This is a genomic window from Candidatus Sulfotelmatobacter sp. (assembly GCA_035504415.1).
Lineage (GTDB): Bacteria > Vulcanimicrobiota > Vulcanimicrobiia > Vulcanimicrobiales > Vulcanimicrobiaceae > Vulcanimicrobium.
Window position 1 is genome coordinate 249,145 of the sequence record DATJRY010000010.1, and the last position, 13,518, is coordinate 262,662.

General features: G+C 70.7%; 12 protein-coding genes. 2 read left to right on the forward strand and 10 right to left on the reverse strand.

Annotated elements, in window-relative coordinates; translation table 11 throughout:
* Nucleotide 1: 1 nt before the first annotated feature.
* Entirely contained in the window at nucleotides 2–1,768 is a 1,767-nt protein-coding gene (locus VMD91_06090; GenBank protein HTW83618.1) for a 2-oxoacid:acceptor oxidoreductase subunit alpha, read from the reverse strand.
* Between the two features lie 147 nt (nucleotides 1,769–1,915).
* Here VMD91_06090 and VMD91_06095 point away from each other — a divergent pair, with 147 nt between their 5' ends.
* Entirely contained in the window at nucleotides 1,916–3,583 is a 1,668-nt protein-coding gene (locus VMD91_06095) for a long-chain-fatty-acid--CoA ligase (GenBank protein ID HTW83619.1), read from the forward strand.
* 284 nt (nucleotides 3,584–3,867) lie between these two features.
* Here VMD91_06095 and VMD91_06100 read toward each other — a convergent pair whose 3' ends face one another.
* The 8 genes from VMD91_06100 to VMD91_06135 all read right to left on the reverse strand — a co-directional run bounded on the left by VMD91_06100 (nucleotide 3,868) and on the right by VMD91_06135 (nucleotide 11,689).
* Nucleotides 3,868–4,152: a hypothetical protein gene (locus VMD91_06100; protein HTW83620.1), complete on the reverse strand. Its 285-nt coding sequence runs from the start codon at nucleotides 4,150–4,152 to the stop codon at nucleotides 3,868–3,870.
* A gap of 52 nt (nucleotides 4,153–4,204) precedes the next feature.
* Nucleotides 4,205–4,825, reverse strand: coding sequence for a cytidylate kinase-like family protein (locus VMD91_06105; protein ID HTW83621.1), 621 nt, complete (start codon nucleotides 4,823–4,825; stop codon nucleotides 4,205–4,207).
* Nucleotides 4,826–5,021: 196 nt separating this feature from the next.
* Nucleotides 5,022–5,879 (reverse strand): CHAD domain-containing protein, encoded by an 858-nt coding sequence (locus VMD91_06110; protein HTW83622.1) that lies wholly within the window; start codon nucleotides 5,877–5,879, stop codon nucleotides 5,022–5,024.
* Entirely contained in the window at nucleotides 5,879–7,372 is a 1,494-nt protein-coding gene (locus VMD91_06115) for a retropepsin-like aspartic protease (protein HTW83623.1), read from the reverse strand. The genes VMD91_06110 and VMD91_06115 overlap by 1 nt, the downstream gene beginning before the upstream one ends.
* Nucleotides 7,369–7,911, reverse strand: a complete 543-nt coding sequence (locus VMD91_06120) for a CoA pyrophosphatase (protein ID HTW83624.1) — start codon at nucleotides 7,909–7,911, stop codon at nucleotides 7,369–7,371. Before VMD91_06120 ends, VMD91_06115 begins: the two co-directional genes overlap by 4 nt.
* Before the next feature lie 4 nt (nucleotides 7,912–7,915).
* On the reverse strand, nucleotides 7,916–9,868 hold the full coding sequence (locus VMD91_06125; GenBank protein HTW83625.1) for a S9 family peptidase: 1,953 nt from the start codon (nucleotides 9,866–9,868) through the stop codon (nucleotides 7,916–7,918).
* Between the two features lie 40 nt (nucleotides 9,869–9,908).
* A complete protein-coding gene (locus tag VMD91_06130) occupies nucleotides 9,909–10,724 on the reverse strand; it encodes an SDR family oxidoreductase (protein HTW83626.1) in 816 nt (271 codons plus the stop codon).
* Complete coding sequence (locus tag VMD91_06135) at nucleotides 10,724–11,689, reverse strand: alpha/beta hydrolase (protein HTW83627.1); 966 nt, start codon at nucleotides 11,687–11,689, stop codon at nucleotides 10,724–10,726. Before VMD91_06135 ends, VMD91_06130 begins: the two co-directional genes overlap by 1 nt.
* Before the next feature lie 56 nt (nucleotides 11,690–11,745).
* Between VMD91_06135 and VMD91_06140 the strand changes: the two genes are divergently transcribed.
* The gene (locus tag VMD91_06140) at nucleotides 11,746–13,059 is read left to right on the forward strand and encodes a DUF2252 domain-containing protein (protein ID HTW83628.1); all 1,314 of its coding nucleotides are present in this window, start codon (nucleotides 11,746–11,748) and stop codon (nucleotides 13,057–13,059) included.
* Here VMD91_06140 and VMD91_06145 read toward each other — a convergent pair.
* Entirely contained in the window at nucleotides 13,049–13,510 is a 462-nt protein-coding gene (locus VMD91_06145) for a GNAT family N-acetyltransferase (protein ID HTW83629.1), read from the reverse strand. The genes VMD91_06140 and VMD91_06145 overlap by 11 nt on opposite strands.
* Nucleotides 13,511–13,518: the final 8 nt, after the last annotated feature.

Below are 13,518 nucleotides of genomic sequence, written 5' to 3' on the forward strand. Positions count from 1 at the left end.
CTCAGCTCACCTCCGCGGCAACGTCCGCTTCGCTCAAGTTGCTGATCGGTTCGATGATCTCGATCGGGCGGAACGGCCGGCCGTCGTACTTGCGCAAGCCGTGCAGCCCCTCGAGCGGGCCGACCACCGCGCGGATCAGCCGCTCGAGCTGTCCCGTGTAGTTGTTCTCCACCACGAACACGTGGGAGGCGCCGCGGAAGAACGCGCGGATCTCGTCCTCGGGGAACGGCCAGAGGGTGCGCAGCTGCAAGAAGCGGGTCGGAATGCGCATCGCCGCGAGCCGGTCGACGGCCTCCGCGATCGGGCTGCGGTTCGCGCCGTAGCCGATGATCCCCACGTCGGCGTCGGCGACGCCGTGCAGGATCGCACGCGGCAAGTCAGGCCGCATCGCCTCGAGCTTGCCCATGCGCTTGTCCATCATGCGCCGGCGGTTGCGCGCGTTCTCGGTGATGACGCCGCGCTCGTTGTGCTCGGAGCCCGCTTCGAGGTGCATCCCGCCTTCGACGCCGGGGATGACGCGCGGCGAGACGCCGCTCTCGGTGAACGCGTAGCGCTGGTACTCGCCGAAGGTGACCGCGCCGTCGGCGATCAGCTCGCCGCGGTCGATCCGCACGCCCGCGAGCTTGGGCGGCGGCAGCGTCATCTTGCTCTGGCAGAGCGCCTGTTCGGTCAACAGGAACACCGGCAGCTGGTACTGGTCGGCCAGGTTGAGCGCGAGCCCGGCGAACTCGAACGACTCCGAGACGGTGCCGGGCGCGATCACGACCCGCGGGATCTCACCGTGCCCGCCGTAGATCAGCGTGTTGAGGTTGCTCTGTTCGGTCTTGGTCGGCATCCCGGTCGAGGGACCGGCGCGCGCGCACTCGACGACGACGACCGGGATTTCCAGCGTCCCCGCCAGCCCGATCGCTTCGGTCATCAGCGACTGCCCCGGTCCGGAGGTCGCCGTCATCGCACGCACGCCGGCGAAGGCCGCGCCGATCGTCATGTTGATGGCGGCCAGCTCGTCCTCGGCTTGCACCGCGACGCCGCCGAAGCGCGGCAGCTGCTTGGACATCCACTCCAGGATGTCGGTGGCCGGCGTGATCGGATAGCCGGCCATGAAGCGGCAGCCGGCGACCAGCGCGCCGTACGCGATCGCGTCGTTGCCCATCATGATGAGCCGATCGCCGTCCTCGCTTGCGATCAGGCCGTAGCCGCTGGGCTGCTGCGCGTAGTGTTCGCGCACGTACAGCTCGCCGGCTTCGATCGCGCGCAGGTTGAGGTCGACGACCTTGTCGCCCTTGCGCTGGTAGACGCCGCGCACGTCCTCGCGCACGATCGTCGCGTCCATGCCGAGCAGCGCGCCCAGCACGCCCAGCGAGATCGTGTTGCGCACCAGCTCGAGGCCCAGCTCTTCTTTGGCGATCTTGGCCAGCGGGATCTCGTACCACTGGACGTCGCCGCGCCGCACGTGCTCCGGTATCGTCTCCGCGCTGCTGTCGAAAACGACGAAGCCGCCGGGCCTCATCTCTTCGATGTGCGCCTCGACGGCTTCCAGGTCGAAGGCAACCAGGACGTCGACGGCATCGGCCATGCCGTAGTCGCGGCTGACCCCCGCACGGATGACGTAGTTGGTGTGTCCGCCACGGATCCGTGAGGGGAAGTCCTTGTAGGTGTAGACCTCCAAGCCCATCCGCTTGAACACGCCGGCGATCAGGTCGCCTGTCGTCAGGCTGCCGTCACCGGCTTGGCCGCCGAACATCACTTCGACGCTGTTGAGGATCATGCCGACCTCCGGCGCGGCCGTCCGGCCTGCGCCTTCCTGCGGCCCGGTGTTCCAAGGTGTCAGGGGGTATCCCTCGTCGGCAGGGGGCCTTCTGGCCAAATGCGGAAAGGCCGCGCGTTGCTTTCTGGGACCGGAGGCCAGCGCTGGATGAACACCCGTCACTACCCCCACTGGCCGCGCCGGCGACCGTTCGAGATCCCGATCCCGGTCACGAACCTGGCGCACAACCTGCTCACGACGGCGCAGCGCTACCCCGACCAGCCGGCGATCGTGTACTACGACACGCCGCTGAGCTTCGCGCGGATCGCGCGCGAGGTCGAGGCGGTCGCCGGTTGGCTCGAGCAGCGGGCGGGGGTACGCCGCGGCGACCGGGTCGTGCTGTTCATGCAGAACTCGCCGCAGTTCGCGATCGCGTACTACGCGATTCTGCGCGCCAACGCGGTGGTCGTGCCGCTCAACCCGATGCTGGTCACCGAAGAGCTGGCGAAATACGTCGAGGACAGCGGCGCGCAGGTCGCGATCGTCGGCCAAGAGCTGTTGCCCAAGCTGCAGCCGCTCGCGCCCGCGCCGCTGCGCACGCTGCTGGTCGCCGCCTATAGCGACTACGTCGAGCGCGAGACGCAGCTGAACCTGCCGCCCGCGGTCGCGGCGCCGGCGGCACCGCTCGACGGCAGCGTCTGCGTCGCCTGGCGCGACGCGCTGGCCGCGAACCTGACGCCGGGCCCCATCACGACCGGCGGCGACGACATGTGCCTCTTGCCGTACACCTCGGGGACGACCGGTCGCCCCAAGGGCTGCGTGCACACGCATCGCTCGCTGCAGACGACGACGCTGACGATGGCCAACTGGGGCATCTCGACGCCCGGCGCGCGCGTGCTCTCGGTGCTGCCGTATTTCCACGTCACCGGGATGACGTGCGACATGAACCACGCCTTCTACCAGGGCGCCACGCTGATCATGACGACGCGCTGGGAGTCGGCGACGACGCTCTCGCTGATCGAACGCTATCGCGCGACGACGATGACCGCGATCTCGACCATGGTCGTCGATCTGCTCGCGAATCCGGACTTCCGCCCCGAGAAGATCGCCTCGCTCACGCACCTGGGCGGCGGCGGCGCGCCGCTCCCCGCCGCCGTCGGCGAGCAGCTCAAAGGCCGCATGGGCCTGAGCTACATGGAAGGCTACGGCCTGACCGAGACGATCTCGGTCACGCACGCCAACCCGCAAGACCGGCCGAAGCTGCAATGTCTGGGCATCCCGACCTTCGGCGTGGACTCACGCGTCATCGACCCCGACAGTCTGGTCGAGCTGGCGCCGAACGAGACCGGCGAGATCGTCATCCACGGCTCGCAGGTCATGCAGGGCTACTGGAACCAGCCCGAAGCGACGGCCGAGGTGTTCGTCGAGCTCGACGGCAAGCGATTCTTCCGCACCGGCGACCTGGGTTACGTCGACGACGAAGGATACTTCTTCATGGTCGACCGCCTCAAGCGCATGATCAACGCCGCCGGCTTCAAGGTCTGGCCGGCCGAAGTCGAAACGACGCTCTTCGCCCACCCCGCCATCAAAGAGGCCTGCGTCATCGCCTCGATCGATCCGCGCAAAGGCGAGCAGGTCAAAGCGATGATCGTCCTGCGCGAGGGCCAACACGCGACCGGCGACGAGATCGCCGCCTGGGCGCGCGAGCACATGGCCGCCTACAAAGTCCCGACGCTCTACGAGTTCGTCGACACGCTCCCGCGCTCGGGCACCGGCAAAGTCCAATGGCGCGAGCTCCAAGAAGCCGACCACCGCAAAACGATGGCCGGCGTGTAGCGTCCGCTACCTCCGGTAGGCGTCTCTTCGGTCATCGACCTGAAATCACGATGATCGAAGAGCCGCTGAACCGTAGCTTCGCACGCCACTTGCCGGCGCGTAGACGCCATGCGGGAGGCGTGATACCCTTCAATTTCTTGAGGTCGCCGATGCCCGTTGCAGCAAAACGCTCGAGTGCTCCAATGATCGCTCGCGCGTCAGCCGTTGGCAGCTTCGCGAGCTCACGCCGCGCACGATGATCGTATTCTAGGTCCACATGATGCGAGAGGCGCTCGCGGTGCTATCTATTCGATTCCGAGTTGCCTCCGAAGCTCATCGTGCCCCATCCGCTCGTCGGACGACTGACGCAGCGACTCATCGAGAGCTGCCTGATCCTCGGGTTCGGACTCGATCTCCTCGGCAAGCAATAAGGCGACGAGCGCGGCGTTCCCGGCGCGAGCAGCTGCCAGAACGTCCTCGGTGAGCACCACCGGGCGTCCCAGCGGCACGACGCGAGCGATGAGCGTCTCGGCGGCCGCAGCCTCTCGATCGTCGGCTCCTGTTGCCAGCAGGTGATCGTGAACAGTCACGCCTCCCTTTTCCTCCACGGCTGAGCGGTGCCCCGCAAGCGTCTTTTCGAGTTTACGTCGTCGCGATCGCGTTTGCCGTGTCGACGGCGATGGCGATGGCGCGCGGGAGGCCGAGGGTCTCGGTGCACAGGACGAGGTCGTACTGGCGGCTGTCGTAGAGGTCGGTGTTGAAGTAGTGGCGCTGGTAGCGCTGGCGCGCTTCGTCGGTACGGGCGATGCGCGCGTCGGCTTCTTCTTCCGGAATGCCGATGCGGCGGGCGAGCTGCCCGACCCGCCACGCGCGCGACGCGCGCAGCAGGATCGCCAGCACCGGGATGCCGTTGGGGCGCCAGCCCAGCAGGCTGACGCCCCCGTGGCCGATGACGACGACGTGGCCGCGCTGCGCCTGATCGACGACGACGTCGCGCACGCCGGCGACGATCTGTTCCTCGGGCTGCTCCCAGGTCTGCATGACCGGCACCATCGCGGTCGCCGCGGCCAGGTCGGCGATCAGGCGCGCGCCGGCCGACGGCGGCCGTTCGACGCGCGCGGCGACGAAGTCCGACGGGAGGCCGACGCGCGAGGCCAGACGCTCGATCATCGCGCGCTCGTCGAGCAGCGTCGCGCCCAGCGCGGTCGCGACGGCTTCGCCGACCGACAGTCCGCCGGCACCGAGTTCCCGGGAGATGCTCACGATCACGACGGTCCCTCCGAGGTCGTGCTACCCGCCGAAAAGCTTCACCCGGCTCTCATCGTACCAGGAACCGGGCGCCGGGAACACGGCGTTGACCGGACATGCCCGCCCTCGTCCTTCGCCTCCTGGTCATCGGCGCGACGGCACTCGGCATCTGGGCCGGAGCCGTGCTCCACGCCGCGCGTCTGATCGCCAGCTAGCGTTCCCAGAACCGCGCCCCCGGCGCGTTGATCCGTCGCCACGCGTCGTGCCAGCGCTTGCGCGCCTTGGCCGCGCACGCGGCCTCGACCAAGATCAACGCTCCGGCCATCAGCGCGTACGGCCCGCCGACCAGCGCGCGCAACGCCGCTTCGGTCGCGACGGCGTCGTGCTGCTCGCCCAGCACGTTCTGCAGCCGTTTGACGCGGCGCGCGAACCGGGCCGCCGGCTTGCCGCACGCGATTTCGGCGGCCTCGGCGGCGTAGCGCACGCGCTTGGCGCGAATGCGAATCTCGTGCAGCTCGGTGTCGCTCGGCGGTCGGCTGCGCTTGCGGACGCTGCTGCGCAGCCGTTTCCAGCTCGCGCGCATGACGTCGGCCAGCGCGTCGCGTGCCGATTCCCCGGCGCGGGCGCCCAGCACCGGATGCCGGCCCGCCCCGACGATCTTCGCCAGCAGCTCGGCGTAGCGCGCCTCGTGCAGGATCGTGCCGAGCTGCGCGTACGCGTCGTCGCGCGCGCTTCGGAACGAGGTGAGGACGAGGTAGGCGGACGCGCGGTCGGGGCCGGGCAGCTCGTCGAGATCGCGCTCGAGCCGCGCGAGCAAGATGTCGGCGTCGCGCACCGTGCCCAGCGCGTCGCCCAGCCAGCGCATCTCCTCGCGCAGCGTCGCGGCCCACGGCACCTCGAGAAACGGCTCGAAGCTACGCAGGTCCGAGCGCATCCGCCGCACGGCCAGCCGCGCCCCGTGAACCCCGTCGGGACCGCGGTCGAGCCGCAGCATCGCATCGCAACGCAGCAGCTCCTGCGCCGAGCCGGCCAGGCTCGCGCGCACGACTTCGGCGACGAGCTTGCGCATCAGCGCTCGGGCCGCATCGCGATGCGGCCACCGTCGTAATCGAACCACAGGTCCAGGTGCGAGAGAATCTCGTTGCCGACGATCGCGTCGAACGGCAGCTCGATCGCGTCGGCGGCCGGGTTCGCTCCCTGCACGCCCAGGACGAGGTCCGTGACGGTCAACGGGCCGAGCTGCAGCCGTGCGATCCGGCGCGCGTCCAAACGCACCGACCCTTCGAGAAACTCCTCGGTGCGCTGCGCGCGCCCCCACGCCGGGAAGATGGCCGGCGTCCACTGCCGGACGAGCGCCGGAAACGCCTGTGCGAACGCGCTGCTGACCTCGACGCCGTACGATCCCGTGTCGAGGGCGACGTCGGACGCGGTCGTGCCGTCGAAGCGCACGGCCGCCGTCGGCAGCCCTTGATCGAACGACGCCGGCACGACCGTCTCGCGCGGATCGGCGAACGTCGCAGCCGCCAGCGGTGGGTCGAGCAGCGCGTAGCGCTGATGCGGTTCGTCGACGTGGAACACCCGCCCCGCGAAGAAATCGTAGCCGATGATCCCGTGAAAGCTGGGTCCGGACGGCAGCACCAAGACCGAGGCGTTCGTCAACACGAAGCTGCCGATCTCCAGGCGCGCGGCGACGGCATGCCCGAGCACGGTCGTCATCCCGCGCTGCGCGGCGTATCCGCTTCCCATGATGATGCTCTGCGTTCCCGTGTCGAGGGTGAAGCGCGAAGTGTCCCCGTTGACGGCGACCGCGATCGAGGCTTGGTACCACGGTGGATCGGCGCTGGCCGGCAACGGGCGCTCGGACGCGCCGGGCATGCCGGCGAACAGGCGCGGCTCCGGCAGCGCCAGCTCGGCGTCGCTCACCGCCCCGGGCGTGACGTCGTCGACCTGCACGTCGAGATCGTCGGCGGCATCGCCGCTCGTCGCGACGTGCCAGCGCCGTGGGCGCGTGACGCCGGCGAACGGCGCGAAGTCCTCGTAGTCGATCGTGACCACCCGCTTTCCCTCGCGGGTTTGTTCGCGCACGACGCGACCGCTCGCCTCGTCCACCAAGAACCAGTGCTCGCGGTCGTCGGCGGGGCGGTCGACCACCGCCCACGCCGGCGCGGGGAGCTGCACTTCGCCGGCGAGGCTGCAGTCCGCGTCGCTGAACGGGAGCAGCGCGTTGGGCAGCCGGTCGATCGGATCGCCTTGCTCGTCGCCCCGCGTCGCGTGCGCGATCCCGTTCCCGTCGGCGCGCCACCGCACACCGTCCCGCACGCCGGCGTCGTAGTCCATCGCGCCGACCGCGACCGTCGCGCGAAACTCTGCGCCGCGGACCGCGACGCGCACCGGCAGCACGTTCGTGCCGTTGCGATACGTCCACCGTTCGTGCCGCTGCGCGTAGGCGACCGGCAAGCTCTGCGCCGCATGCAGGCGCGCCAGCACGTCCGGCAAGCCGGCACTCGTGGGGTGCACGCCCGCCGGCTGCCAGACCGCGACCGCCAGCAGCGCGGCGATCACCGCGTCAACGCCGCCTCGACCGCGGCGCGCAGCGGACTCGCTTCCGCCTGCCACGCTTCGTTGAACACGCGCAAGATCTGCGCGGTCAAGCCCCAGACGCGCTTGTTCTCGTAGTCGAGGACCAGCGAGGGGATCGTGAGTCCCGAGTACTCGACGATCCCGTCGGTCAGCGCTTTCGAGAGCACGGTCCGCAGCGGGATCGTGAACATGCCGGCCGTCTCGCTGCCGTCGATGGTGAACGGTCCCGGCTGCACGATCGCGACGAAGGCGGTGACGTCGAAGTTGTTGCGCCGCTGGCTGACCTCGCGCAGGCGGCCCACGATGCGCACGCGCTCGGGCACGACGCCGATCTCCTCCTCCAGCTCGCGCAGCACCGTGCGCTCGAGGTCGCCGCCGTCCTCCGGATCGACCGAGCCGCCGGGCAGGCCGATCTGTCCGGGGTGGTCGCGCAGATGCGCGCCCCGCTCGACGAACACGATGCCGTGCGGCGGCTCGGCGATGATGGCCACCGCGACGGCGGCCTTACGGCGCTCGCTCACCGGGTCACGGCGCCAGGTACTTGTCGAACCAGGCCAAGATGCGCGCACTGAAGTCGCGCTGGTGCGCCGGCAGCCGGATGCCGTGGCCTTCACCCGGATAGATCACCAGCGACGACGGCACGCCCAGCGTGTGCAGCGCGTGCCAGAACTCCAGCGACTGCGGTGCGGGGCACTCGACGTCGCGCTCGCCGACGAACACGAAGGTGGGCGTGCGCACGTTGGTGATGTACGTGATCGGCGAGCTCCTCGCGTACACGGCTGGATCGGCGTAGACCGACGCGCCGAAGAACGGGATCATCCACTCGTCGATGCCGTTCTCGCCGTAGTAGCTCTGCCAATTCGCGATGCCGGCGCCGGCGGCGGCCGCCTTGAAGCGGTGCGTCTGCGTGACGGCCCACATCGTCATGTACCCGCCGTAGCTGAAGCCCTGGATCCCCAAGCGCGCGTCGTCGATCGGCGCGACCTTCTCGGCCGCGTCGACGCCGGCCAAGATGTCGCGCAGGTCGCCGTAGCCGAAGTCCTTGACGTTGGCCGCGGTGAAGCGCTCGCCCTGACCGTAGCTGCCGCGCGGGTTGGGCTCGAAGAGGTAGTAGCCGTGCGCGAGCAGCTCGGCGAGCTGGCCGCGGGTGATGAAGCTCGGCTGCGCAGCCGCCGAGGGACCGCCGTGCACGACCACGATCATCGGCGACTTTTTTCCGGCCGGTGCGTTGAGCGGGGCCAACAGCCAGCCTTGGGCGTGAAAACCCTCGTTCGTCCAGGTAATGCTGCGCGCGTGGGTCAGCGGCGCGATCCCGTCGTTGTCGTGCGTGATGTCGGCGAAGCGGCCCATCGGGCCAGCCGCGATCTCCGGCGGGTGCTCGAAGTCTTGGTGCGCGAACGCGGCGCGCGACGCGTCGCGGCTGAGCGCGACGCGGTCGCCGCCGAAGCTACCGATCGCCTCGGGCGCCGACCACAGCATGGTGGTCGCGCCGGTGCCGGGATCGAGCGTCTCGATCGCGTTGCGGTCGTTCACCAGCGCGGTGATGGTCAGCTTGCCGTCCGGGCGCCACGCGATCGAGGTCACCGACGCGGTGATGCCGGGCGTGACGTCGGTGGCCCGGCCGCCGGCCAGCGGCATGACGTAGACGTCGCCGCCGACCGAGCCGAAGTCGCTCATCAGCCCGCCGATGAACGCGACGCTCTTACCGTCGGGCGAGATGCGCGGCGCGTTCATCTGCATCGCCGGCCGCAGCAGCTCGTGCGCGTCGCCGCCGATACCGATCGCGTACAGACGCGCGACCCACCATTCGTCGTCCCCGTTCCCGTACGCGCCGGTCGCGGCGAAGCCGTGACCGTCGGGCGCCCAGTCGTACTCGTAGACGAACAGCTTGTCGGGCGAGACGAAGCGGAGCGTCGCGTCGCCGCCCAGCACCGCGATACGCTGCACGTCCTGATCCAGATCCGCCGAGACGTCGCCGGTCAGCGCCGCGCCGGCCTGCGTCGCGCCGATCTCCTTGTGCGCGTTGGCCGTCGCCAGCAGCGCCAGCGTCGAGCCGTCGGGCGCCCAGCGCGGCGCGTTGAGGATGCCGGTGAAGCCGCTCAGCCACGGCTTGGGGTCGCTGCCGTCACCGTTCGCCGACCAGACCGCGGTCGTGCCGGCCTTCTCGTCGCGCACGAGATACGCCAAGCGGCGGCCGTCGGGCGACCAGGTCGGCGCGCTGATGCGGCACGCGGTCGCGCCCGGGCACGCGATCGTGCGCGGGGCGCCGCCGGTGAGCGAACGCACGACGAGCGTGCCGACCGGCGGTGCCGTCGCGTCGGGGGGCGCCTCGACACTCTCGACGTCGGCGACGGTCATCCCGTCCGGAGCGATCGCGACCTGGGCGAATTGGTGCAGCGGGCGGGACGCCACCGCGCCCGCCAGCGCGGGCATGGCGAAGACGAGCCCCGTGGCAAGGGCGAGAACACGACATCTCATCGCCGCGCTCTTCCGCGAGGGCGTTCGCGGGTGCCTCTAGCTAGCGCGGCCGAGCCGCGCGAGCCAGCCAGCGCGGCCCGCTGACCGGAAACAACCGGGTGACCCGGTCGATCCGGTGCGCGTCGGCCCCGATCAGCACGCGCTCGTGTCCGCGCGTCAGTCCCTCCACGATCGCCGTCGCGGCCGTCTCGGCCGGCGTGGTCAAGAAGCGCTTCTCGAACGCCACGCGCATGCGCGCCGCCAAGGCCGGGTCGGCCGCGCGCGCGACCCGCGTGCGCGCGGCGATCGCCGTCTTCACCCCGCCCGGATGGACGGTGATCACCCGCACCGGGGTTCCGTCCAGCTCCGCGCGCAGCGACTCGCTGAACCCGCGCACGGCGAACTTGCTCGCCGCGTAGGCGGCTTGGCCGGGCGGAGCCCAGAGACCGAACACGCTCGAGAGGTTGACGATGGCGGCTTCGGGGCGGGTCAGGAGTGTCGGCAAGAACGCTTGGGTACCGTGGACGACGCCCCAGAAGTTCACGTTCATCAGCCACGCGATCTCGTCGGCGGCCAGCTCGGCCACCGAACCGTACAGCGCGACGCCCGCGTTGTTGATCGCGACGTCGACGGTTCCGTGCGTCTGCAACACCGCGTCGGCATAGGCGCGCACCGCGGCGCCGTCGCTCACGTCGAGGACGTGCTCGCTGGCGCTCCCGCCGGCGGCCGCCACGCGCTGCGCCGTCTCGCGCAACCCGTCCGCGTCCTTGTCGGCGAGCGCCACCCGCGCGCCCAACCGCGCGAGCGCGAGCGCCAACGCCCGCCCGATGCCCGACCCCGCGCCGGTCAGCGCGACCACCTTGTCCTCGAGCCGCATCAGGCGGCCTCGGCGCGCCCCCTGAGCGCGGCGCGCAGCGCCATCGCCGCCGAGAGGAGCGCGCGGCGTGCGGCCGGGACGGCACCGGCGAAGTTGACGAAGCCGTGCGTGAGCGTCGGCCGCAGATCGTAGGTCACCGGCACGCCGGCCGCGCGCAGCTTCTCGGCGTACGCGCGGCCCTCGTCGACGAGCGGATCGTAGCCCGCGGCCAGCAGATAGGTCGGCGGCGAGGCGGCGATCGACGCCGGCGGGAGCAGTAGCGGCGCGAGCAACGGCGAGCGTTCTTCTTCGGGCGTGGTCGCGTTGTAGCGGTGGAACCACGCGATGGTCTGCTCCGTGAACGGCAGCCCGGCCGGAAAGTATCCCGGCGCGCGCGACGGGCACGAGCCGGTCGCGTCGGTGAGCGGGTACATCAGCAGCTGGAAGGCCGGCGCCGGCAGGCCGCGCTCGCCGGCGAAGGCGCCGACGACCTCGGCCAAGGTACCGCCGGCGCTGTCGCCGCCGACCGCGATGCGGCGCGGGTCGATCCCCAACGCCGCCGCGTTCGCGCAGGCCCAGCGGTAGGCGGCGAACGCGTCCTCGTGACCGCGCGGAAAATGGTACTCGGGCGAGAGGCGGTACTCGACCGAGAGCACCGCGCATTCGCTGCGGATCGCGAAGAACCGTGCCAGGTGGTCGTAACTCGGAACGTCGCCGATCACGAAGCCGCCGCCGTGGAAGAACACCAGCAGCGGCGCCGGGCCGGTGCCCGCGGCGACCCGGTACAGCCGGGCGGCGATCCCGCCCTCGTCGGTCGGGATGGTCAGGTCGCGCTGCGTGACCGGGGTACGCTCGCGCAAGCCGAGCTGCCGGTTCATGTCGGCATAGCCGGCGCGCAACTGCGCGACGGTCAGATCGGGGCGAAACGCGCGACCGCGACGTTGGGCGAACCACTGCAGCGCGCGGATTCGCCAATCCAATCCCATGCGTACGTCTTCCGCCCATTGACGACGAGGCCCCCCGGGCGCTACGGTGGCCGTGCATGGTCGAGGAGTCGCTGGGCGGCAAATCCCTCCGGGTCGCCGTCCCGCGTGCTGCGCACGCGGCCTGGGAGCCGCATCCCGCGCGCGACCCGTTGGCGATTCTGCGCGGCGTCTTCGCGACGCTGATCCCGGACCTGCGCGCGATCCGCGGCCAACGCATGGCCCGCTCGCCGTTCGCCTTCTACCGCGGCTCGGCGGCGGTGATGGCGGCGGACTTGGCGGCGACGCCGCGCACCGGCCGGCTGGTGCAGATCAGCGGCGACGCGCACGTCGCGAACTTCGGCGGCTACGCCGCGCCCGAGCGGCGACTCGTGTTCGACGTCAACGACTTCGACGAGACGGCCCGCGGGCCGTGGGAGTGGGACGTCAAACGGCTCGCGGCCAGCCTGATCCTGGCCGGCCGCGCCGCCGGCCTGCGCGTCGCCGCCAACGACGACGTCGTGCGCGCCGCGCTCTCGACCTACCGAGTGCGCACGCGCGAGTACGCGGAGATGGCTCCCCGCGACGTCTGGTACGCGACGATCGACATCCGCGGTTCGGTGCGGGCCGCGCTGGACAGCCGCGCCAAGCGTCCGGCGGAGCGCCCGGAACGCGACGGCCGTTCGCGCACGGCGCTCAACTTGCTCTCGAAGGTGACGGAGTTGGCCGACGGCCAGCTCCGTTTCGTCGAAGACCCGCCGCTCCTCGAGCATACCGACGGAACGCCGCTGGAGAAGGCGCAGCAGGTCCTGGACGCCTACCGCACGACGCTGCGCCCGGAAGCGCGCCTGTTGATCGACCGGTACAAGCTGGTCGACGCCGCGCGCAAAGTCGTCGGCGTCGGCAGCGTCGGCACGTGGTGCGTGCTCTTGCTGATGACCGACGACCGCAACGACGAGCTGCTGCTGCAAGCGAAAGAAGCGCGGGCGTCGGTGCTCGAGCCGTACGTCGGGCCGCAGCCGTACAGCTCGCACGGCGAACGCGTGGTGACCGGACAGCGGATGATGCAGGCCGCGAGCGACGTCTTGCTGGGCTGGGCCGAACTCGACGGCACCTGCTTCTACGTGCGCCAGTACCGCAACAACAAGACCGCGCCGGACGTCACCACGCTCGGCGCGTCGGAGCTGAGCGACTACGCCGCGCACTGCGCCTGGACGCTGGCGCGCGCGCACGCGCGCACGGCGGACGCGCGGCCGGTCGCCGACTACCTGGGCCGCGGCGATGCGTTCGACGAAGCGGTCGCGCTGTGGGCACGCGCGTACGCCGACCAGACCGAACGCGACCACGCCGCCTTCGTCGCCGCCCTCCCGACGGGCGGCTTCCTCACCGCGTAGCGATCGGCACGACGTAGCGGACGAAATCGTCCGCCGCCGCGAACCCGTCGTACACCCGCCGTGCCGCGGCGTTGTTCTCGCGGGTGTGCCAGTAGACGCGGTCCCAGCCTGCGCGTTCGCCCAGCACGATCAAACCGTCGATCAGCGCTTTCCCGGCGCCGCGCCCGCGTGCATCCGGTGCGACGAAGAGATCCTCGAGGTACCCGATCACCTGCGTTCCCCAGGTGTACGGGTGCACGACGTAGTTCGCGAAGCCGACGATGCGTCCGTCGCCTGCCAGCGCGACCAGCGCGGCGACGCCGGAGGCCGGATCGAGGATGCGCGCCCACGTCGCGCCCGTGACCCGTTCGGACACGGTGACCTCGTAGAACGCGCAGTAGCCGGCCCAGAGCGCGCGCCACGCCGCCTCGTCCTGCGGCTCGGCGGCACGGATCGTCAGCTTTGCGTTCATCCGGGCCG